At 47.8% G+C, this 22,465-nt stretch carries 16 protein-coding genes and 1 tRNA gene; 11 read left to right on the plus strand and 6 right to left on the minus strand.

The window, feature by feature from the left end; translation table 11 throughout:
* Positions 1–21 precede the first annotated feature (21 nt).
* The 6 genes from QFZ48_RS24695 to QFZ48_RS24720 form a co-directional block, all read right to left on the minus strand.
* Positions 22–1,182 carry a DUF5000 domain-containing lipoprotein gene (locus QFZ48_RS24695; RefSeq protein ID WP_429064166.1) on the minus strand — a complete coding sequence of 387 codons (1,161 nt, stop codon included), beginning with the start codon at positions 1,180–1,182 and terminating at the stop codon, positions 22–24.
* A gap of 26 nt (positions 1,183–1,208) precedes the next feature.
* The gene (locus QFZ48_RS24700) at positions 1,209–2,537 is read right to left on the minus strand and encodes a RagB/SusD family nutrient uptake outer membrane protein (RefSeq protein WP_429064169.1); all 1,329 of its coding nucleotides are present in this window, start codon (positions 2,535–2,537) and stop codon (positions 1,209–1,211) included.
* A 16-nt stretch (positions 2,538–2,553) separates the two neighbouring features.
* Positions 2,554–3,096, minus strand: a complete 543-nt coding sequence (locus QFZ48_RS24705; protein WP_429064172.1) for a RagB/SusD family nutrient uptake outer membrane protein — start codon at positions 3,094–3,096, stop codon at positions 2,554–2,556.
* A 22-nt stretch (positions 3,097–3,118) separates the two neighbouring features.
* Complete coding sequence (locus tag QFZ48_RS24710) at positions 3,119–6,508, minus strand: TonB-dependent receptor (RefSeq protein WP_429048634.1); 3,390 nt, start codon at positions 6,506–6,508, stop codon at positions 3,119–3,121.
* Positions 6,509–6,762: 254 nt separating this feature from the next.
* Positions 6,763–7,926, minus strand: coding sequence for a FecR family protein (locus QFZ48_RS24715; protein ID WP_429064174.1), 1,164 nt, complete (start codon positions 7,924–7,926; stop codon positions 6,763–6,765).
* Between the two features lie 67 nt (positions 7,927–7,993).
* Positions 7,994–8,578 carry an RNA polymerase sigma factor gene (locus tag QFZ48_RS24720; protein ID WP_429064177.1) on the minus strand — a complete coding sequence of 195 codons (585 nt, stop codon included), beginning with the start codon at positions 8,576–8,578 and terminating at the stop codon, positions 7,994–7,996.
* A gap of 300 nt (positions 8,579–8,878) precedes the next feature.
* Here QFZ48_RS24720 and QFZ48_RS24725 point away from each other — a divergent pair, with 300 nt between their 5' ends.
* From QFZ48_RS24725 to QFZ48_RS24775, 11 genes are all read left to right on the plus strand, one after another.
* A complete protein-coding gene (locus QFZ48_RS24725) occupies positions 8,879–10,027 on the plus strand; it encodes a putative sensor domain DACNV-containing protein (RefSeq protein ID WP_370910550.1) in 1,149 nt (382 codons plus the stop codon).
* 55 nt (positions 10,028–10,082) lie between these two features.
* Positions 10,083–10,646: a pseudouridine synthase gene (locus tag QFZ48_RS24730; RefSeq protein WP_429064179.1), complete on the plus strand. Its 564-nt coding sequence runs from the start codon at positions 10,083–10,085 to the stop codon at positions 10,644–10,646.
* Between the two features lie 110 nt (positions 10,647–10,756).
* Positions 10,757–13,057 (plus strand): family 20 glycosylhydrolase, encoded by a 2,301-nt coding sequence (locus QFZ48_RS24735; RefSeq protein WP_429048628.1) that lies wholly within the window; start codon positions 10,757–10,759, stop codon positions 13,055–13,057.
* Between the two features lie 96 nt (positions 13,058–13,153).
* Positions 13,154–14,455 (plus strand): hypothetical protein, encoded by a 1,302-nt coding sequence (locus QFZ48_RS24740; protein ID WP_429064181.1) that lies wholly within the window; start codon positions 13,154–13,156, stop codon positions 14,453–14,455.
* A gap of 322 nt (positions 14,456–14,777) precedes the next feature.
* Positions 14,778–17,246 (plus strand): glutaminase domain-containing protein, encoded by a 2,469-nt coding sequence (locus QFZ48_RS24745; RefSeq protein WP_429064183.1) that lies wholly within the window; start codon positions 14,778–14,780, stop codon positions 17,244–17,246.
* Positions 17,247–17,384: 138 nt separating this feature from the next.
* A tRNA-Lys gene (locus QFZ48_RS24750) sits at positions 17,385–17,460 on the plus strand.
* 260 nt (positions 17,461–17,720) lie between these two features.
* Positions 17,721–18,956 (plus strand): site-specific integrase, encoded by a 1,236-nt coding sequence (locus QFZ48_RS24755; RefSeq protein WP_429064184.1) that lies wholly within the window; start codon positions 17,721–17,723, stop codon positions 18,954–18,956.
* 197 nt (positions 18,957–19,153) lie between these two features.
* Positions 19,154–19,624 carry a hypothetical protein gene (locus tag QFZ48_RS24760; protein ID WP_429064187.1) on the plus strand — a complete coding sequence of 157 codons (471 nt, stop codon included), beginning with the start codon at positions 19,154–19,156 and terminating at the stop codon, positions 19,622–19,624.
* An 87-nt stretch (positions 19,625–19,711) separates the two neighbouring features.
* A complete protein-coding gene (locus QFZ48_RS24765) occupies positions 19,712–20,044 on the plus strand; it encodes a hypothetical protein (RefSeq protein WP_429064189.1) in 333 nt (110 codons plus the stop codon).
* A gap of 543 nt (positions 20,045–20,587) precedes the next feature.
* Entirely contained in the window at positions 20,588–20,944 is a 357-nt protein-coding gene (locus QFZ48_RS24770) for a helix-turn-helix domain-containing protein (RefSeq protein WP_429064191.1), read from the plus strand.
* A gap of 624 nt (positions 20,945–21,568) precedes the next feature.
* Complete coding sequence (locus QFZ48_RS24775) at positions 21,569–22,444, plus strand: cupin-like domain-containing protein (protein WP_429048613.1); 876 nt, start codon at positions 21,569–21,571, stop codon at positions 22,442–22,444.
* Positions 22,445–22,465: the final 21 nt, after the last annotated feature.

Consider the following 22,465-nt stretch of genomic DNA (forward strand, 5'->3'; position numbering starts at 1 on the left):
TTTGTTTTAGGTAGATGATCATCATTTGTCGTTACCCCAGAACTTCATTTCCTGGATGTTGGCGGCGTATCCGCCGTCGGTCCAGGTACGGAGTATTTTCACGCGGATATACCTTACGCGTGGTGCATCCAGTGGTACGGTCATTTGTTCGCCGGCGATGCTGGCGTCTATGTCGTCCTGTGTTTTTTGTCCTACGGGCAAGCCGGAAGGCTTGATTACAGTATGTTCCACGAGGCGGGTCCAGCTGTCCCAGCTGCCATCAGAGGCGGGATTGGTGGAGCCCCATATTTCAAACTTGCGGACGTTGTTCTGCAGGTAGATCCATTCATTGGGGCGTTGCCACAGGGTGATGCGGCTCAGTTGCGCCGTTACGCCGAGGTCGAACGTGATAGACATGGGCATGCCGTCGAGTTTATCTGCCGAGTGCCATAATGTTCCGTTCCATAGGTTGGGGATAGGCAGGCCCCAGCCGTAGTCCACATCTCCCGGTAATTTCACTTCCCTGAAATTTGCTTTATCCAGCAGTTTTTCAAAGATGGGCGTCAGTTCCTGCATAAGGGTATCTGATTGGTTGCCCCATCGGTCTCTCACAAAAAATCCAAACTTTCTCTTTTCTGCTGCGAAGCCCCTGATGGAATAGTTGCCATTTTCGAGTTTGGTATAATGAACATCCGACGAGCTGAATGCGCCCAGGGAATCGGTAGTGAGTGCAACGATGGCGATATCTGCTTTGGTATCATTTTTAAAGCTGATGTTGATACCGCCGAAGTCTGCTTTTATCTCCAGTGATTTGCGTACAATCAGCATGGGCGGCGACAACGGCTTGATGGTCGTTTTTACTGCATCGGAGGCTGTTTCATTACGGCTTACCACATACAGGGCTATTTCGTGGCTGGCGGAGTCGCCAAAGCCATCTACCACGAGGAAGTTATTATAGTAAGAGGATCTTATTTCGCGTTTCTCTCCCGGCCTGATATCATACACGGCCTTTACATACAGGATATCCTTGTTGTCGGGCAGGCTGTAGGTAATTTTTGCGGCGCCTGGCATATTGGTAACGCTGAGATTTGTAATGACGCCAGGTTTTTCTCCGGAGGTATTTACCGGCTCATGTGTTTCTTTTTTGCAGGCGGCTGCCAGCAGTAAGCAGGCAAGCGGCAGGATATATTTATTGATGTTCATGTTGTGCGTTTTTAGTAAATGAAAGATTACCATCCAAAGCCCTGCACCAGTTTTGGATTGTTGAGCAGGTCCCAGTTTTCCAGCGGCCAGAGGTAATTGCGGGTCTGGAATGTTTGCCGGTACAGGGTTCTTACGCGGTAGTAGAACACGGGATCTGACTGGTCCACATCCCAGCCGGTAACCGGTTTGTTCAGTTCTTCCATACTTTTTTTCCAGCGGCGGAGGTCCCAGAAGCGGGCGCCTTCCATGGCGAGTTCTATTAGTCTTTCCTGCTGAACGATCTGGCGGAAACCTTCCTTGGTCTGGTATTTTCCGGGTTGCCTGGAGTAGGCCGTCCATGCGGCTTGTACGCCTGGTAATCCTGCGCGGGCCCGTACTTTATCGATGTAGGTAAAAGCTGCGGGTTGCGGGCCTTCTGCTTCATTCAGTGCTTCTGCGTACAGCAGGTACAGGTCGGCGAGTCGCATTTCCGGCCAGGGGTGGGTTTCTACAAAGAGGCCCTGTCCTTCGAGGATTTCATTTTTCCAGTTCACCAGTTTTTTGGCGAAGTAGCCGGTAGTGTTATTATCGTAAATATTTTTCCGTGTTTGCCATTGACCTGCTTTGGATTCTATATGGAACATTTTCTTTTGCATCATCCATATGGCTCCGTCGAATGCGAGATCTGCGTAGAAGCGGGGCTCGCGGTTGAAGTGCATGGCGGCGGTGGTATATCCTTCCTGTATGAGTTCTCCCTCTGCTTTCACGGCTGTTCTGAGTTTCAGGCGACCGGCATAGTCGAAGGTTTTATCTTCGTTCATGGGCACGCCTTTGTCGGTATAAAATTGCTCTGCTATTTTCATGGTGGGCGCCAGGCTGCCGAGTACCGATTCGTTGCCTATGCGGGCAGGATCAAGGCGGGGCATAGCCTGCCGTTGTATTTCATAGGTGTTTACACTGGGATTAGCCCAGATGATTTCCGGGTTCCATTGTTCGCAGGTGCTGTTGCGGATAGACATTTGCCGGGTGAGTGTATCCGACAACGTTACCCCCAGCTCGCTGAAGGTATAGAGCAGCATGCTGGTGCGTTCGCATGCGTCGATGGCTGCTTTACACGCATCGGCGGCCACTTTCCATTTGTTGGCATCGAAGGCGGTATTGAACAAAGGTACGCCGTTGGCGTTTTTGAAAGCGGTGTAATCGATGTTGCCGTTGTACAGGGGGCTGGCAGCGGTTACCAATATGCGCGCTTTGATGGCGAGTGCAATCGGTTTGGTGATGCGTCCCAGTTCTGTAGACCTGTCGGCAATAATTTCCGGCAACCCGGCTGCGGCGGTGTCCAGCAGGTGCGAGATATAGTTGAATACGGTATCCACGTGTTCGCGCGGCACTTTAGTTTCTTCGGCGGTGCTGGGAAATGGGCAGGTTGTACCGGATCACGGGAACGGGGCCGTATTGGCGGAGCAGCAGCCAGTGGTAATATGCTTTAAGGAACATCACTTCTGCACTCCAGCGGTCTACTTCACTCTGGCGCATGTCTACCACTTTATGGATATTTTCCAGGAAGATGTTACAGTCGCGCAGCGCCTTGTAATACCATCCCCAGGTGGACATATACACGTTGTTGGCGCTCTGGAAGCCCTGTGCCACCTGCCAGGGTGTTTCGCTGGTGCTGTAAGGGCGTACCATCCAGAATTCGTCGCCGGCCACGAGGGCAGGATTCGTGGAGAGGTCCGCACTGTTGGGAAGATAGGAGTAACAGGTAAAGAGGTATTTTTCTGCTTCTGCGCGCATGGTAAAAGCGTTGTCGATAGTAGCCACGTTGTCGGGTACTACATCAAGGAATTTTTTACAGGAAGCGGCAGAGAAAAGGAGTATGCATAATCCGCACCATTGCAGGTACCGGCGTATATTGAGCGTATTGGTATGTTTCATATTTGCACAGTTAAGCGGTGAATCAAAGTCCCAGGGTTATTCCCATATTAATAACCCTTTGTACCGGGTAGCCAAGCCCGTTGCCTCCCATTTCGGGATCCCAGGTTTTAAATTTGCTGATCGCAAAAAGATTGGAGGCGTTGGCGTAGATGCGTGCGTTGGTCATGTGTACGCGGTCCAGCAGGCGTTTGGAAAAGGTGTATCCCATTTCGAGGGATTTTAACCGGAGGAAGTCGCCGCTGCGCATCCACCAGGTAGACGTTTGATTGTTGTTGTTCACAAAGTAGTCGCTGAGGCGTGGCCACATGGCGTAGAGGTTGCGGTTACTTTCGCTCCAGTGATCATCCGCAATGGCTTGTAACAGGCCATGCTGGCCGCCTTCGTTCAGCACAAACGGTGAAATTTGGTAAGAGCTGATAAAGAAGGAAGAACGGGCAGATCCCTGGAAGAAAAAGCTAAGGTCCAGTTGTTTGTAACCAAAAGAAAACCCGAAGCCATAAGTGATTTCCGGTGTGGTAGGTAACCCGATGGGCACCGCATCGGAGCTGTTGATTTGCCCGTCGCCGTTTACATCATGGTATTTGATATCTCCGCCCATTACTGCCTGTCCCCAGTTCTGGTAGGCCGAATTGGCTACTTCCTGTTCATCTACAAATAACCGTTCTGCAATATAACCCCAGCTTTGGGAAAGGGGATGTCCTACCCGCGAGCGGTATTCTTCCGGGTAAATGGGTTCCTCATTTACGAGCAGCTTGCTGGTAGCGTAGGTGAAGTTACCGCGGAACTGTACGAAGGAGTTGTTGTTGAAACTTTTCGTATAGTCGACCGAGAGATCCACGCCTTTACCGGAGGCTTCGCCAACGTTTGCCTGTGTGGCGGCATTGAGCCCCATGGTGCTGGGAATGGTACTCCGTGTCATGAGGATATTTTTCCGGTTTTCCTGGTATACGTCCAGGGTGATGTTCATGGCGTTGAAGAGGCCGACCTCCATACCGAGGTTTGTTTTGTATGATTTTTCCCAGGTGATGTCGCGGTTCTCATAACGGTTCACGGATACGCCATTGCGGTAGTAGCTTCTTCTTTCTCCGAAGGAGGCGCCTTTGGAATTGTCGTTCATATTTACATCCGACAGGTAGAAGAAGCGGTCGTCTTCATTTCCGATCTGGTCGTTACCTACCAGTCCGTAGGTGGCGCGGAGTTTCAGTTTATCGATTGTTTTGGAGAATGGTTTAAAGAACGCTTCGTTTTGAAGGTTCCAGGCGATACCGGCGGAGGGGAAGAATCCAAAGCGGTGGTTGCTGGCGAATCTTTCGGAGCCATTGTATCCAAAGTTAAATTCTGCAAGATAGCGGCTGTCGTAGTCGTAGGTAAACCTGCCGGACACGCCCTGGTTGCGGTGTGGCAGGGATGTTTGCAGTGTACCGGCGTTGGCGGTGAGGTAGTTGCGTACCAGGCCGATGAGCATACCGGACACGTTATGTACTTTATTGAACTGCTGGTTGTAGTTAACCGCAGCTTCCATATAAGCCGTAGTGTTCAGCACTTTATTGCCGGGTTCATAGCCCAGGTATTCGGTACCATTGGTGTTGAGTGAAGTGAGCACCGGTTCTTTTGTGAACTGATCATACCTCATGGTATAAAAGTAAGGGGTGTACCTGCGCGTTACATCGAAGTAGGAGTAACGTTCTGTATAACCCATCATGCGCGCGGTGAGGCCGGGAAGCAGGAATTTCAAGTCCTGTTTCAGTTCCAGTTGTACCAGCAGTGTAGAGGTGTTGTATTGCTGGTAACCGGAAACGGAGTTGGCGTAAGGGTTATTATAGAGGTTACTTCCGTTGCCGGGCAGGCTGGGGGAGCCTGGTTTGATGGCGTTACCAAACAATGGATGTTTTAATTGCGGTGCATAGCTGGCGGGATAAACAGCGGGGAACATTACGGGGTTGGCCCATATAGTTTGTGAAAAGAGCCCTGCGCCGCCGCCTACTGGTCCGTTATAATCATCGAACTGGCCGTAGGTACGTACAATTGCCTGCGAAGTGGGGGTGAGGTTAATGTTTACGTTGGAGCGGAGCGAATAGTTTTTTAGTTTGATGTTGCTGTTGAAATTATTCCGCTGATCAACGTTTAGCACGCCATTGTCGACGTTATAAGTACCTGCAATATAGAACTGGGCTACTTTTCCGCCGCCTTTCAGGTTGAAGTTAGTGCGTTGGTTGACGGTGTAGTCTTTGATCAGTTGTTCGATCCAGTTATTATTCGGATACAGCAGCGGATCATCGCCGGCGGCAGTATGGTCTATTTTAGATTGGGAGTATTGAACATCCTGCAGCGGAAACCTGGTGAGCACGGCTTCATTGGCCAGTTTCATATAGGTGATGTTGTCTGCAAACTGGAAGTTGCGGGTATTGCTGGAGATGGAGTTTTCGAAGCGTACATTAAAAGATGTTTTTGCTTCCACGCCGGATTTGGTCGTTACCAATACCACGCCGTTAGCGCCCCTGGCGCCATAGAGGGAGGATGCGGTGGCATCTTTCAGAATAGAAAACCCGGCGATATCATCCGGCTGCAGGCGGGCGAGGTCGTTGGTGCTGGATTCCATTCCATCTATGAGGATGAGCGGATCCACTTTACCGGTGCCGAAAGTGGTGATACCGCGTATAAAGAAGCTGGCGTTGTCCCTGCCGGGTTCCCCGCTGCGCTGGTAGGATATTACACCAGACAGGCGGCCTGCGAGCATGGTAGTAAGATTGCTGGTAGGGCCTTTCAGTTCTTTTGGATTGATGCTGGTTACCGCGCTCACCATACTGGTTTTTTTCTGGGTGCCATAGGCTACCACCACCACTTCACCTACATCCGATACTTTTTGCTGCATCGTTATTTTCAGGAGTTTGTCGTTTTTTACCTGTACTGTTTGCGGCTGCATACCGATCATGGTAAAGAGGAGGCTATCGCCCACATTGGCTTCTATGGTGAAGATACCCAGTTCGTCGGTGAGGGCGTTGGTGCGGGATGTTTTATTAACAACGGATACGCCTACCATGGGGGTGCCGCTGTTTTCCGTTACCTGTCCTTTTATTTTTATACGCACCGTGCCGGTGGGAACGGTGGAGGCGATGAGGGGTTTCTTTTTAAGGATAATTGTTTTTTTAACGATGGTCCAGGTGAGAGGCTGGTCCCGGAAGATGTCGTCCAGCAGGCGCTCCAGGGGTACATTGTCCTGTGAGCAGTTAACCGGTTTGGCATTTTCCACCATTTGCAGGTCAAATACAAATACATACCCGGTTTGCTTCCTGATAGATTTAATCACTTCCGTGAGGGGGGCTGCTTTTACGTGCAGCGTAACGGGCTGCGCATAGCCGGTGGCGTGGGCCTGGAGAACGGCGGCGAGCAGCAGCAGAAAGGTTAGTTTCATAAAGCATAATAGTTTTTGGTTCGATGAAACATGCCACCAGTTATGGCGGACTTTCAGAGAAGTTTGCATCATTTTTTACTGCGATTTAGCATGTTATTAAGGTTGATAACGTAACAGGAACATAAGGGCATAGCTACGCCAGTGCGAGCAGGCCGCTGGTAATTATTCACTGCCGGTAAATAGCTTTAAATGTTAAGCTGTCGTTGATTTTGGCTGACTTATTTCTTTTTTCATAACTAAAAATGCGCGTGGTGTTAAGGACTTACTGTAATTGTTTTATCGTTGATGTTGAAATGAATACTGCCGGTTAATTCCAGTTGTTGCAAAATATCTTTCAGGCTGTCGTGGCGAGAGAAGGTGCCGGCGAACGCTTTATTTGTCAGCTCGCCTTCATAGATAAACTGCACATCGTACCAGCGGGCCAGTTCGCGCATAATGCTTTTGATGTTACCATTGAATTCGAAGCGGCCTTCTTTCCAGGCGATTGCTGCCTCTACATCAGCATTACTGATGCTGATACCATGATGATCGCGGTTTACGAGCGCCTGCTGGCCGGGTTTCATTTGCCGTACGGTATTTCCGCTGATGATGTTTACGGCGCCTTCCAGCAGGGAGGTGCAGATGTTTTGTTCTTCTTCATATGCCATCACATTAAAGTGGGTACCCAGTACTGCTATTTTCATGTTGTTGGCTTTTACAATAAAAGGCTGACTGGCCTGATGCGCTATTTCAAAATATACTTCTCCCTGGATGGTTACTTCGCGGGTGCTGTCGGTGAATGCGGTGGGGAAACGGATGGAAGAGGCGGCGTTGAGCCATGCTTTGGTGCCATCGGGTAATATTAACTGGTAGGTACCACCTTTATTAGTATAGAGGGTATTGATGGTAGGCGTGATGGTGGCGCTACTGTTATAGGCAAGGGTGTTGCCTTTGCGGGCAACGGATACGCCGGATTGCACATCTACTGCTTCATCTTTATGTTGTTCCAGGTCGATCACCGCGCCATCGCCACGTACCAGGCGGGCGTGTTCCTCTTTACGGGCAGGAGCGTGGTTGCTGGCAACGGCCGTATTAACGGCGCTGCTTTTCACATATAGTTTATAGCCAGCCAGTGCGAGTACGCCGAGCACGCAGGCGGCTACGGCCGCGCGTTTCCATACTGCTATCCTGCGCACAGGGGCCGGCTGTGGCTCGCTGTTGCTGGTTTGCATGATCTGTTGCAGCATGTTGGCGGCGGTATCGTCCGGCATGGCGCTGCTGTCCTCATCTGCCTGCAGGAGCAGTTCATCGAGTAGTTCTTTAAGTTCTTCGTCATGTGTTGATTGCTCCATCAGGAGCATAAACTCCTTTTTTTCTTCCGGTGTGTATTGCCGGCTATAGTAACGATCAAACAGGTATCTGAATCGGGATACTGTCATGAATAGCGATTTGAATAAGGAGACTATAAAAAGAAGCACATGGGTTAGTGCTTTTAAAAAAAAATATTTAACTGTAAATCCAAACCAGGAGAAGGAAGGTGTTGAGGTCCATGCGGGTGAGGCAAAATGCGCGGATAGAGCGCATGGCATTGGCCAGGTGTACTTTAATGGTTTCGGGGCTTAGCTGGAGGCGGTCGGCGATTTCATTTCTTTTCAGGCCTTCTTCCTTGCTGAGTTTATAGATCAGTTCCTGTTGGGGTGGAAGCTGGGCGATGGCATGTTGCAGGATCTGTTCATATTCTTTATGGATGACATGAACGTCTCTTACATCCGGTACGATGGCGGCCGACAGCTCGGATTCCATGAGCTGTTCACGGGCCAGCAGCTTCATGGACGTGAAAATATGATTGCGGGTAGTGGTAAAGAGATATGCTTTGAAGTGACTGATTTCATGGAGTTCATACCGCTTGAGCCACATCTTCAGAAAAACATCCTGTACAATATCCTCAGCTTGTGACGTAGAATTGAGCAGGCGGAAGGCAATTGCGTATATGCGGTGACGGTAGTGATGGAATACACCCGCAAAGGCATGATCGTTGCCCTGAGCGAGGCTCAACAAAAGTTCCCTCTCATTGTAAGTATTTATTTCCATACGTGGTTACAAGTAACCCCAAATTACTTGATTTCCAGATAGCTTGTTAGCCGTAAATTCGCCGCGATTAATATTATTTTAGCTTTTAATAAACGCAGCGGAACTTTGTCCACTGCGTTTACTAAAAGATTTAAAAAGTTACATGCCGCCGCTCCCGGCCCTTACCGTCGCCAAAGGTTCCGGGATAGCCCAGCGGTGCCGTTGGACATGAGGAAAAGTTCACATGGCGCCTGCTATTCCGAAATGATTTAAATTAGCGGTTTAATATTATATAAGGACGATTAAATGTGACCAGGATTTATGGAAATAGCAAACGACGCAACATACCAGGCCGCTGCGAAGGTGGCCGGAACGATAGAAGCACATTTTAAGAAACATCTTTGCGCTGCGAAGGAGAATGGAGAAGATGATCTCGCCACTGTGCCGGCAGCCTGGCAGGTGGAAAAGATCATTGACGTGGCCTTTTGGGCCAGCTTGCGCAAGGAAGAAGGGAACGCCATCCGGATTTCCCTGGCGTTTTTGCCGCCTTCACAGGCCGGCAAGCCCCTGCTTTTTGAGAAACCCCTGCTGCTCACGCCGCAGCTGCTCACCAAACTGGCGCCGGGCGTGGAACGCCCCGGCATTCATATTGGCGTATGGCCGGTGGGCGATGAGTTGCACGTATGGGGCACTACTATAAAATTACCCAACCTCTGTTTTGTATTGGATGTATCGGAACCGGGATTGCTGGTAGTAAAACACCGCCGTGCCGCCGGATTGGGCAAGTTTACCAATGTGGCCATGCTTCGTGGCGACCAGGTGAAGGTGGTGAACGAAGACAGCGGGTTGCTGCCCGACAGTCCGCCGATTCTGAAATCCCTGCTGGGCTTAACGCCTTCCTGTTTATGGAACAACAGCGTGAATGTATTGATACAAATTGCCGTGTCGATGCGTGCGCACAAGCGGGGTGGTATTTTGCTGGTAACGCCTTCCAACAGCGACGCCTGGCGCGAATCTATCATTCACCCGCTTCAATATCCCATCAGCCCTGCCTTTTCAGGGGTGGCCGATTTGCTGCGCTATGACGGGAAAAGCGTGACCGAAATTTTCTGGCAGAATGCACTTCGCCGCGAAGTGGAGAATATCACCGGGCTTACCGCTGTAGACGGCGCCACTATTGTAAACGACCAGCAGGAGTTACTGGCTTTTGGCGCTAAGATTACCCGCGCCAAAGATGCCTGGCCCGTTGATAAAGTATTGCTGGCCGAGCCGATAGAAGGCGGCGTGCCTACGCTGATACATCCGTCTGCCATCGGGGGAACGCGGCATTTGTCCGCTGCGCAGTTTGTGCACGACCAGCACGATTCACAGGCGCTGGTAGCCTCGCAGGATGGATACTTTACGATATTCTCCTGGTCGAACCAGCAGCAGCTGGTACAGGCGCACCGGATCGATATCCTGCTGATATAACTTACTTTGCAGCCTCTTATGCACAGATACTTCATTATTAACAAGCCTTTTTGATATGGTGTCGCAGTTTGTCAGCTCTCACGATGTGAGGTTGCTGGGGGAGCTGCCGTTTGATTTCCCGGAGGGAACCCATGCCATTGGGCGGCTGGACAATCATTCCGAAGGGCTGCTGATATTGACCACCAATAAAAAGGTGACGCGGTTGTTGTTCCAGGGGAAGGTACCGCATGAAAGAACGTATCTCGTAAAAGTAAAAGGGGAGATGAACGAGGCCACCCTGCAACGTTTGAAAGAAGGGGTGCCTATTTGCGTGGGGGAAGGCGAGGAGTACATTACCACGCCGTGCCGCGTGGAAATAGTAACGCGCCCGGAGGGACTGTTTGATCACCCGCGGGAGTTGCCTATTAAAGTACCGCATACCTGGCTGCTGATCACGTTAACCGAAGGGAAATTTCATCAGGTGCGTAAAATGGTGGGAGCGGTGCATCACCGCTGCCAGCGGCTGATCCGCGTGTCTATCGAAAACCTGTTGCTGGGAGACATGCAACCCGGCGAAGTAAGGGAACTGCGGGAAGCCGAGTTTTTTGAACTGCTGAAGATCACAGATTATAAAGATTAACATCTGTCAGAGATGAATATAGCTGCATGATAAGTGAAGATCCCATTAGTTTGGGGCCTTGTTTCTTATTAGGTTTGCCCTTTGGACATCATGCTTTAATGAGATTTTTTATGAAGAAGATTTTTTTGCTTGCAGGGGCTTTGTGTTTACTGATGCAGGCTACTTTTGCGCAATCTGAGCGCTATCCCTTAATTCCTTATCCGCAGCAACTGGAGGCCAGGACCGGCTCATTTGTAATTACACCTGCTACCAAACTGGTGTTGCCGGCCAACCGGGCGCAATTTTCTACCGAAGCGGCGCAGCTGCAATCTTTATTTGCGCAGGCATTGGGAGCATCCTTGCGGGTAACAAAGAAGCCCGTGAAGGGCGCCATTGTGATGCAGCAGAATCCTGCGCTTGCCGGCGAGGAAGATTATACGATGGACGTGAGTGAGCAGCAGTTGCTGATCACCGCCCGCACACCGGCAGGATTTTTCCGTGCCATCCAAACATTAAGACAGCTGATGCCTGCTTCCATTGAAGGAGCACATGCGGCGGCGTTAAAAAGCATCGCCATCCCGGATATGCTGGTGAAAGATCACCCGGCCTACGGCTGGCGTGGGATGCACCTGGATGTATCGCGTCATTTCTTCTCTGTTGATTATCTTAAAAAATACATCAACCTGCTGGCATTATATAAAATGAATAAGCTGCACCTGCACCTGACCGATGATCAGGGCTGGCGCATAGAAATAAAAAAGTACCCGTTGCTTACTTCACAGGGCGCCTGGAGGGAATTTAATAACCAGGATTCTGTTTGTATGAAGATGGCCGCTACCAATCCGGACATGGTTATTGATACGCAGCATATTATTCATAAAGATGGTAAAACGCTGTATGGCGGCTTTTATACGCAGGAGCAGATGAAGGATATAATCCGCTATGCGGCCGACAGGCAGGTGGAAATTATTCCTGAAATTGATATGCCGGGTCATATGATGGCCGCTATCAGGGCATATCCTTTTCTTGCCTGTAGTGGTGAAATAGGCTGGGGCAAGAATTTTTCCACGCCTATTTGCCCGTGTAACGAATCTACTTTTGCTTTTGCAGAAGATGTATTTACAGAAATCGCCGCGTTGTTTCCTTCAAAATATATTCACCTTGGCGCCGATGAAGTAGAGAAAACCAGCTGGGCTGCTTCTCCGTTGTGTGCTGAAGTAATGAAAGCCAACAGCCTGAAAACGGTAGAGGAGCTGCAGAGTTATTTTGTGAAGCGCATGGAAAAGTTTTTCCACTCAAAAGGCAAGGTACTGATTGGCTGGGATGAAATTCTGGAAGGAGGTATCAGTCCTACGGCGGTGCTGATGTACTGGCGCTCCTGGGTGCCGGATGCCCCTGTAAAAGCAGCGCGGCATGGCAACTCCGTGATCATGACACCGGGCAACCCGCTGTATTTCGACGCGGTTCCGGATCGTAATTCCATTTATAATGTATATCATTTTCAGCCGGTGCCAAAAGGTTTAACGGCTGATGAGGCTACGCACATCATGGGTGCGCAGGCGAATATGTGGACGGAATACATTCCTTCGGAGAAACGCGCCGACTATATGTTTATGCCGCGTATGACTGCGCTGGCGGAAGTATTGTGGACGAACCGGAACGAGTACGACCACTATCTGCAACGCCTCAACGAACAATACAAACGCCTGGATGTGCTGGGTGTGCATTACCGTTTACCTGACCTGGACGGTTTTACAGAAGATAACGTGTTTGTAGATGAAGTAACGCTGCGTGTAAAGAAGCCACTAACGGACATGACTATCCGCTATACAACGGATGGCACGATTCCCGGTGAGCAGGCGGCCGTGTTACCGGACAATTATGTGATCCGGGAGCCGCAAACGATCAGGCTGGCGGCTTTCAGTCCCGCGGGCAACCGGGGCGATATTTATACGCTTCGTTACCGCAAAGAAGCCTACCGCAAAGCTACTGTGGTAAAAGATGCGCGGCCGGGTTTGAAGCTGGATTATGTTGAAGGCGCCTACAAAAGCGCTGCAAAGATCAAAGAGCAGGCCGACAGCTCCATGCGTGTGAGCAATGCCATTATTCCGGAAGGAATGGGTAAAGGCGGCGGTCCGTTTGGTGCGCGGGTGTATGGTTATATCAATGTACCGGCTACCGGCATCTACAGTTTTTACCTGACGGCAGATGATGGCGCCATATTATACATCGATGACCAGGAAGTGGTGAACAACGATGGCTGGCATGCGCCGTTGCAGAAAAGCGGGCAGGTAGCGCTGGAGAAAGGATGGCATCCTATTAAAGTAACGTTTGTAGAAGGGGGAGGCGGGTACACGCTGAAGCTGGAATACAGCGTGAACGGCAGTAAGCTGCAACCGGTACCAGACAGCTGGCTGGGAGCGGGGTTATAAAAAATGTTTTTAAGATAAATGGAAGCGGGTGGCTGTTCAGCTATCCGCTTCTTCTTTTTTGGGAAGTAAATTTTTTTGTTATTTTTGATACCATCTATGCGTATCATAAAAATATTCCTGTTCCTGTTAACCTTCAGTCAGGCGGCATTTGCAACAGATGCTGCGTTGGCGAAGATCCTGGCCTCTCTTAGTTCTGAGCAAAGAACGTTATTGTATCAATATGGCACCTTGAATACCTGGGCGAGTCCTGCGGAGGCAGACAGTTTCTGGCGCGTGCATCAGCCGGCGTTGGGGGCTATTTCGCCTGAACAGGGTAAGTTGCTGGCAACAGAGTTGCTAACGAATACTGAACTGACCTACACCATTAAGAAGCCTTCCCGTTTGCAGGCGCTCAGGGGCGTGTTTACCGCTTCGAGGCTGTTGCTGGGGCTGGCGGCGCTGGTAGGGGCTTTTGCGGCCGTGCAGTTGATTGGCCGGTACCTGCCGGGCGCCTGGCAATGGCTGGTGCGGCATCTGTATCCCTTTTACCGGCGGTTATTTTCGCCGCAGATGCTTAGTTGGGAGCTGCTGATAGTAGCGCTGGCGGGCATTTACTGGGGGCCGCTGATCCCGGAGCTGATCATCCGTACCATTGTGATCCACGTAGCGTTGGTGTTGTTTTGGACGCAACTAACGGCCATCCTTACACGCCGTTATTTTGCAAAGCAGTATACGCATATCATCCTGCAGAGTTTTGATCATTATAACACGCCGATGCAGGCTTTTTTATATGTATCTGTGCCGGCGATCCTTACTTCGGCCGCGATATTGTGGGTAATGCAGGTATGCGCGGATGTGTGGTATCCGTATGAGGTGATTGTGCCGGCGATGATAGGGATATTTACGTTGCCGCCATTGCGGAGCATGGAAAAGGCGTTGAGCCGTTTGCTGTTCCCTTTTACCTACGAGCGGTTACGGCCCAAAGATCAGCGTGCAGCCACTTACGTGCTCATTTCCCTGGTGGTATGGGGCGTGTTGTTACTGCTGCCGGTGGTGCTGAAAGAGGCCTTGCTGATGCTGACGATTTTCCTCACAGGCGCCTTGTTGTTTATTTCCATCGCAGACGTGATCCACAGCGGTGGTAAAAATTATATCTGGCTGCAGGTGGTTACACTGGGCTTTCTTTTCGGGGTAGTGGTAACAGGATCGCAACTGGGCATGCTGTTACTTACCTGGACAGGCATGGGCGGGTTGCTGGTGTATTTGCTGATCAAGTACTGGGAGCTGCCGGTAGTGCTGGGTTGGAGCTGGAAGGATAAGAAGGCGTGGGGTGCGCTGGGCATGGCGGTGCTGATATGGGGCATTGCCACATTGATCCGTTCGCGGCCGGAATGGTTTGCGTTATTCCCTAAGATTTAGCGAAGAATTTAATGTAAAAGTGTATTTTTGCGCTCCTTATAGGCACCGCATTTAATTAATTTAAGATACGCGCAGATCCGAAAACGTACTGACAAGGCTTCTCAGGGCCTCCAAGGCGGGAGTAGGGTTTGCGTTTTTTTTGTGTTTTCCCTTTTCTTTTTTTTCTCCGGAGATATTTTTTCGACAGCTAGTACTAACCACGTTGATGGACGATATACCAGTAACGGGGACGTTTTTTTATGAACGGTTATGAATCCCCCGGAAAATGTAATACTTTTATTAACTGTACTTTATACGCTTAATCGATTTATCAAATCACGTTATGGTGAAAACACTCGCATTTTTGGCCCTGCTGGGCATCGGCGGCGGCGCTGTGGCACAACAAAAGGCTCCGTCTTATCCTTTGATCACGCATGATCCTTATTTCAGTATCTGGTCGGCTACCGACGAATTGAATGGCAGCACCACCAAACACTGGACCGGCGCGGCTCAATCGCTCACCGGGCTGGTAAAGGTAGACGGCGTTACCTACCGGGTGCTGGGACAGAACGAACAGAGCTACCAGGCCATAGCCGCTACCAGCGATGAAGCGCCTTACCAGGTGAAGTATACTGAATCCGCCCCTGCGGACGACTGGAAGGCGTCCTCCTTTGACGACAAAGCCTGGAAATCAGGAAAAGCGCCATTTGGCGATAACGTGGCCTCCGGCGGTACACGCTGGGAAAGCAAGGAGTTGTGGACCAGGAGAACCTTTGACGCGGGCGACCTGAGCGCCGCGGAGTTATTCCTGAAAATCTCTCATGATGATAATATTACCGTATACCTCAACGGGGAGGAAATTTACGGGCATAAAGGCTGGCTGAATCAGTACATCTACAGGCCAATACCGGATGCCGTAAAAAGCAAGTTAAAACCCAAAGGCAACGTACTGGCCGTACACATCCTGAACACCGCCGGCGGCGCCTTCCTGGATGCCGGCATTGCGCGTTTGGTACCTCCTCCGGGCAACAAAGGCATAGAGAAAGGAGTTCAGACAGCGGTGAACATCAACGCCACCCAAACCAGCTACCAGTTCACCTGCGGCAAAGCAGATGTAACCCTCACCTTTACCTCGCCCTTGCTCATGGACGACCTGATGCTGCTGTCGAGGCCCGTTTCTTACATCTCTTATAAAGTAACGTCCAACGACAACGCTGCCCACAAAGTGCAGGTATACTTTGGCGCCTCTACCAACATCAGCGTAAACGTGCCCGCACAGGCCGTAACTACTGCTAAATATACCAACGGCCAGCTCTCCATACTGAAAGCCGGCACCAAAGAACAACCGGTGCTGAAAAAGAAAGGCGACGACCTGCGGATAGATTGGGGTTATATGTATATAGCCACACCCACCGCCACACGCCCGGTGCAATATATCAGCAATGCAGGTGACGCCATGGCGGCATTTGCCAACGGCACCACTGCCGGCACCAAACAGGATAAGCAACTGGTGCTTAGCACCGCTGTGGACCTGGGCACGGTAAACGCCACGCCGAAAGAGCAGGTGTTCCTGCTCGGCTACGATGATCTTTACGCTTTGCAGTATTTCAATACCAACCTGAAAGCATGGTGGAAAAATGATGCCACCCAAACCATCGATAAACAACTGAATGCCGCTTACACTGGTTACGCTTCCATCCTCGAAAAATGCGCGAAATTCAATGCGCAGCTGTATAAAGATGCCGTAAGCGCCGGTGGTGAAACCTACGCCAAACTCTGCGAACTGGCCTACAGACAAGCGATTTCCGCGCACAAACTGGCTAAGAGTCCGCAGGGAGATATCCTGTTTCTTTCCAAAGAAAACTTCAGCAACGGCTGTATCAATACGGTAGATGTTACCTATCCATCGGCCCCACTGTTCCTGCTCTACAACCCGGACCTGCTGAAAGGCATGATGAACGGCATCTTCTATTTCTCTGAAAGCGGCAAGTACACACAACCTTACGCTGCACACGACCTGGGCACCTATCCACTCGCCAACGGACAAGCCTACGGCGAAGGCATGCCAGTAGAAGAATCCGGTAATATGCTGGTGCTGGCAGGCGCCATTGCCCGCGCAGAAGGCAATGCGGACTACGCCAAGAAACACTGGAAAACGCTCACCACCTGGGCGGAATACCTGCTGAAAGAAGGCTTTGACCCCGCTAACCAGTTATGTACTGACGACTTTGCAGGCCACCTTGCCCGCAATACCAATCTTTCCCTGAAAGCGATTGCCGGTATCCGTTCCTACGCCATGCTGGCTAAACAGCAAGGGCTTACCGACGTAGCCACTAAATACGAAAACGCCGCCAAAGAAATGGCCGCCAACTGGGTGAAGCTCGCTGATGATGGCGATCATTTCAGTCTTGCTTTCGAAAGCAAAAACACCTGGAGCCAGAAGTACAACATGGTATGGGACAAAGTGCTCAACTTTAACCTGTTCCCTGCGGCGGTATACAAAAAAGAAACAAACTTTTACCTGACTAAACAACAGCATTTCGGGCTTCCACTGGACAGCCGTAAGACCTACACCAAATCCGACTGGATTATGTGGACAGCTGTACTCACTGATAACTCTTCCGACTTTGACGCCCTGGTAGCGCCTTTATACACCTATGTAACGGGCACGACTACACGGGTACCACTGAGCGACTGGCATGAAACAACTGATGGGAAGATGGTGGGATTTCAGGCGAGGAGTGTAGTAGGAGGGTATTTTATGAAGATGTTGGATGCGAAGTTTAATCCTTCGTCAATTTCTTCTAGGTGATTTGCATTGCGCCCTTTCTGCGTTGCGTAGAAAGGGCGTTTTATATATTCATTTCAATTGATGTGGATAAATTATTCAAAATGAGTTTGGAAGTAATTTAGAAATTCCTATCTTTGCACTCCGTTAAACAAAAAAGAAGATTCCCTAGCTCAGTTGGTAGAGCAATACACTTTTAATGTATGGGTCTTGGGTTCGAGTCCCAAGGGGATCACCATCAGGAGTAAAACAAAGTACTCTTACGTAATTCAAACCTTGTAGAAGCTGATTCTACAAGGTTTTTTTGTTTTTAGGGGTAAAGATGTGAAAAGATAAATAAGGATAGGAAAGTGAGCGTTGCGGTTAGCAATAGAATTATTAAATTGTGCTAACCGTCACTGGCCTTAAATGCTGAATTGTGTTGCGTTTGACCAATGTTAAGTGATGTCAGGATAAGTGAAGTTGAAACAATTTTGGTTAACTTAAAACAAGTGTTGTATGATCAGTTTTTCCGTTCTTTTCTGGCTTAATAAAAGCCGCTCTAAAAACAACAAGCCCGCTATTTACCTGCGTCTTAGCGTAGGCGGCAAACGTGCAGAACTTTCCACGTATCAGTATTTAACCCCGGCAGCATGGAATGCAGCCACCCAATCCGTAAAAGGAAATTCAGAAGAAGCGCAGGCAATTAACCGGCAGTTAGTGACGCTAAAAGCCAATCTACACAAACATTACAGCCATTTAGTTACATCTGGTGAATTAGTAACAGCTAACACTGTTAAAAATTCCTTTGCTGGAATTACGGAACATTCGCGGACATTATGCGAAGCAATAGACTTCCATAACCGCCGGTTTGCAGAGAAGGTGAAAGCAGGAATGAAGTCCGGGCGCACGCTGAAACGCTTTGAGATTACGAAAGAGAAGGTAGTCACTTTCCTTAAAGCGCATTTTCACGTATCAGATAAGCCGCTTTCTGAAATTCGTTTTTCTTTTGCCCCGGATTTTGAACATTTCCTCACGATCGTGCAGGGTATAGGTGCTAACACCGCCATGAAGTATTTGAAGATTTTAAAACAGATGCTCAAATTGGCCGTAGATCAAGGTTGGTTGGTCGTTAGTCCATTGAGCGGGTTTAAGTGCAGCTACGAAGAACCGCAACGGGAACGGCTTACAATGGACGAAATTATGTCCTTGTATAATAAAGAGCTGATTCCACGATTAGCAGAGGTGAGAGATATTTATCTGTTCTGCTGCTTTACCGGCTATGCCTACACAGATGTACTGCACCTTACACCTGATAATCTCGTCATTGGCATTGACGGCGAAAGATGGATCATGAAAGACAGGATGAAAACCCACACAGCGGAACGTGTACCGCTTTTACCGATTGCATTGGAGATAATAGACCGGTATAAAGAAAGCCTGTATTGTAAGGCATACGGCCGTTTATTACCGGTTAATAGTAACCAGCGGTATAATGCCTATCTACAAGAAATAGCCATCGTATGTGGCATTAAAAAGCATTTAACAACGCATACTGCGCGGCATACCTTTGCCACTACGGTGACGCTTGAGAATGATGTACCTATTGAAACAGTGAGCCAGATGTTAGGGCATAAATGTATCCGTACAACGCAGATTTATGCGAAGATCACGCAGCAGAAGGTGAGTAATAATATGCGGGCTTTGCGGGATCGGTTGGCTGTTCCGGGAATAGGATTGCAGCGGACCGTTTAACTTGGTGTCGCTGCCGCGGGCGGGTGCCTTATGAATAGATGTTTTTTGCAACGGTGGTTCTCTATTGGGCCGCATCGGAAAAAACATCTGTTCATAAAGCACTTGTGTTTTGTGGGAGGTCTTTTTTTCTTTTCACCGGCTTATTTGTGCGTCTTAGTTATGGCTGGTAAATAAATATTAGATAATTTTATCTTATTATGACGATGTTAAACAAAAGTGATGATTATATCCAGAATAGGTTGATCTGGAAAGCTAGAAAGTACTCGCTGCCTTTAGAGTATTCTTTCTTTTATAGTGATCTTTCGTCTGAGATAAAGGAATATCTTTCAGTGCATATTAATACTGAATCGGCCGGAATACCGGTATTGTTTTTTACGCGACCTAATAAGGAATGGTCGTTGCTCTGTACGCAAGAATTGATAGGATTTAACAATTATGACTTTTATTCATTGCCTCTTAAAGAGATTAGCCATATAACTTGTAATATCAAAGAGCAAGTTGAGGTTAGTGAAGATTCGCAAAAAGTAAAGCAGCTAGTGAAAGCTGAGTGGTATAAGCTGGCAGTCAAAAATAAGAATGAACAAGTTTTTTCATTCTATACATATAAAGGCCCTGATTTATTTGCCCTGTGGAATATTCTTTTAATGGCCGTTCGATTATATCCATAATTACCTATGTCTTTTGCACTAAAGAACGAGTGGTAGAAGTCAGTCAGAATATAATCAAGTTACTCACTTTAATAATACAGATAAATAATGAAAAATAAAACAATAGTTGTCCCGATAGATGATAAAGCAAAAATCGCTTTAGATTATGATAATGCAACCCCGGAACAATTAATGGAGGTGGTATTAAGTGATGCTGAGTTTAAAGTATTATGGGATACAGGTTTTTTTGAGCTTATAAATAAAATAGCAGATGTAAATATTGATGATTATGAAGACGAGGGTATAGAAGACAAAGAGAAATTGGGAAAAGTATTAGCTAGTGATATTTTCACGGCAAGTGCTATAGATAGTGTGAATCATATTAAATCTCTTTTTGAAGAAGCCTTAAAGCGAGAAACAGGGATTTACTTTTATTTTTAACCTTGTTCTACTTCTCTAGATAATTAAAGCAGAAAATACAATTGAATAATTAAAAAGTACTACCGACACCCTTAAAGTAATAAACTTGTTAAGGTAAACGTAATTGTAAATACTTATTCAATTATTATAGTATGCTTCTATATTGTACTTCTCAAAAATGGCGCAAGAGGAATCAAGCGCCATTTTCATTTCACTTTCATAACAAAAAATTACTTTCTCTTTGTGATCTCTGCAATGGTGGTAAATTGATAGTTTTTTGTCATTGCTCATAAGTGAGGTGTGCGAAAGCCTTTATTCTATTAGCTTTCAGTTCCTGAAACACGTAAAATATCAGATTATACTACAGCCACTTATTTTGAGATTTTCAGCTTCGCAAAAATCTGCAAGATTACAGGTTGTATCACAACCTGATTTTTTTATCGCTTCCCCTCCGAAGTCGGGGCGCTGTTTGACCTCATTAAAATTTGATGGGGTCATTTTTTTGAAATGCTTTTTATTAACTTCGACCGGATAAATAGCCCCAATAATTTAAAAAGCAGGTGTATGAGTGAAAATGTGCGCAATGAAAATGTAATGGCTCCGATGTTATTCCCCTTTGATCCGGACCAATTTTGGCAACGTGTTAGATTAATAATCCGAGAAGAATTGGCAGTCAAAGAAAAATCAGATTCCCCTAAGCATGTTTACGAGACATCTGGACTACTTTATAAGCCAGTCTATAAGATTGCCGAAGTATGTGAACTATTTCAGGTAACCCGGCAAACAGTATATGATTGGATAAGGGTAGGCAAGCTGAAGCGGTATAAAGTGAGATCCCGTGTTTTCTTTTTGAAGGATGAAATCTGGAAGGTATTTCAGCAGGAAGATAAGACTCTGGATAATTACGGAACAATGAAGTAAACCGCCGCCGCGGGCTGGTGCTTTATGCCGGATGATTTTTTCAGCGTAATATCGCTATTCGGTTTTTTCGGAAAAATCATCCGGCATAAAGCACCTTGTTTTGCCCATAGGCGTAATTTGAGCAATATAATACTGGAGATTTAAAGCTCTTCTACTCTTTTATAGAAGTCAGAAAGAGAGATGCCGAAATATTTGCAAAGCGCAGCTTATCTTAAATACCGGACCTGTTTTCGCGGACCATTATAGTGGGGTGTAAAGGTCCATGGAACTGCTGAATGGTAACATAAAATGAGGAGCGCATAATTTTATTTTGCTCCACTTGATTTTTAAATTTATTCTCTTATCTTTATTAGGCTGGGTTGTTTCAATTGTGTTAATCTAACGCGCAGTCGCTTAAAGAACGAGTTTAGTCTACCCCGGCATTATTTAAGTAAATATTTTCAATTTATTAGTGCTTATAACAATAGCCTGTTACGACTGGTAGCGGTAGCTATTGATATTAATGACGTGATCTCTCTCTCATCCGCCATGAGCTACAGTTACCCGCTTCGGATGCCGGTGACCGGTAGCCGTATGCCTGCTTCCCCGGGAAATTCAATTTATTTTCATTTTACGCTTATTGTTATGATAGAAACAGTTAATAATATTAGCAGAAGTACCTTTTACAGTGACTTTGTAATTCCTGGTAAACCGGTATTAATAAAGCATGCCCTGAAAAAATGGCCCGCCCTGGAAATATGGAATTACGAATATTTTAAAAAATTTGGCGACTCACTGCAGCTGCCTATTAAAACCGGTGATGTTTCTAAAGGAAATAAGGTGATGATGTCATTGGCAAATTATACCGCATTGCTGGAAGGATATGAAAAACAATTGGCCGAAAAACAGCAGGTGTCGAATCCACCTTATTTACATGATGTGCCCATTTTCCTGCTACTGCCACAACTTAAGGAAGATGTGTCGCCTTTCCCTTCTTTCCTGCTGCCTTCCTGGTATGGAAACAACTGGTGGAAGTTTGTGCAGTTTTTTATGGGAGGCACAAACAGCCTTACCCCGCTTCACTTTGATACTTTATGTACGCATAACTTGTTCTTTCAGATACAGGGAAGCAAGAAGTTTTATTTGGTAGCAGCCAAGGACCGGGAAAAATGTTATCTCAACAGTTGGCGTTGGGCCAATGTAGATCTGGAGAATCCGGATTTTGAAAAATATCCGCTACTCAGAGAGGCAGAAAGAGGAGAGGTAATTGTAGAACCCGGAGATATTTTATTTATGCCTTCTGGTACGCTGCACCAGGTAAGAGGCCTTAGTTATTCAATATCTTTCAATATTGATTGGCATACACGACGTAGTGTACTCTCCGGTCTGGCTTCAGGACTCAAGGGAGCGCCATCTCAGAATGTGTTTTATAACAGTGTTGTTGCAACAGGGCTATACCTGGGCGTTCCTTCAAATTATCTTTTCAGGTATTACCAGTCTTATCTCAATTATGTGTCCTGAAAATTTAAGTTGAGAAGATAC

It is taken from the genome of Chitinophaga sp. W2I13, assembly GCF_050434005.1.
In the GTDB taxonomy this organism is placed as follows: domain Bacteria; phylum Bacteroidota; class Bacteroidia; order Chitinophagales; family Chitinophagaceae; genus Chitinophaga.

Coding starts and splice junctions, on each gene's coding strand:
- QFZ48_RS24695 (WP_429064166.1), bottom strand. CDS start 1,182: ATGAACATCAATAAATATATCCTGCCGCTTGCCTGCTTACTGCTGGCA.
- QFZ48_RS24705 (WP_429064172.1), bottom strand. CDS start 3,096: ATGAAACATACCAATACGCTCAATATACGCCGGTACCTGCAATGGTGC.
- QFZ48_RS24710 (WP_429048634.1), bottom strand. CDS start 6,508: ATGAAACTAACCTTTCTGCTGCTGCTCGCCGCCGTTCTCCAGGCCCAC.
- QFZ48_RS24715 (WP_429064174.1), bottom strand. CDS start 7,926: ATGACAGTATCCCGATTCAGATACCTGTTTGATCGTTACTATAGCCGG.
- QFZ48_RS24720 (WP_429064177.1), bottom strand. CDS start 8,578: ATGGAAATAAATACTTACAATGAGAGGGAACTTTTGTTGAGCCTCGCT.
- QFZ48_RS24725 (WP_370910550.1), top strand. CDS start 8,879: ATGGAAATAGCAAACGACGCAACATACCAGGCCGCTGCGAAGGTGGCC.
- QFZ48_RS24730 (WP_429064179.1), top strand. CDS start 10,083: ATGGTGTCGCAGTTTGTCAGCTCTCACGATGTGAGGTTGCTGGGGGAG.
- QFZ48_RS24735 (WP_429048628.1), top strand. CDS start 10,757: ATGAAGAAGATTTTTTTGCTTGCAGGGGCTTTGTGTTTACTGATGCAG.
- QFZ48_RS24740 (WP_429064181.1), top strand. CDS start 13,154: ATGCGTATCATAAAAATATTCCTGTTCCTGTTAACCTTCAGTCAGGCG.
- QFZ48_RS24745 (WP_429064183.1), top strand. CDS start 14,778: ATGGTGAAAACACTCGCATTTTTGGCCCTGCTGGGCATCGGCGGCGGC.
- QFZ48_RS24755 (WP_429064184.1), top strand. CDS start 17,721: ATGATCAGTTTTTCCGTTCTTTTCTGGCTTAATAAAAGCCGCTCTAAA.
- QFZ48_RS24760 (WP_429064187.1), top strand. CDS start 19,154: ATGACGATGTTAAACAAAAGTGATGATTATATCCAGAATAGGTTGATC.
- QFZ48_RS24765 (WP_429064189.1), top strand. CDS start 19,712: ATGAAAAATAAAACAATAGTTGTCCCGATAGATGATAAAGCAAAAATC.
- QFZ48_RS24770 (WP_429064191.1), top strand. CDS start 20,588: ATGAGTGAAAATGTGCGCAATGAAAATGTAATGGCTCCGATGTTATTC.
- QFZ48_RS24775 (WP_429048613.1), top strand. CDS start 21,569: ATGATAGAAACAGTTAATAATATTAGCAGAAGTACCTTTTACAGTGAC.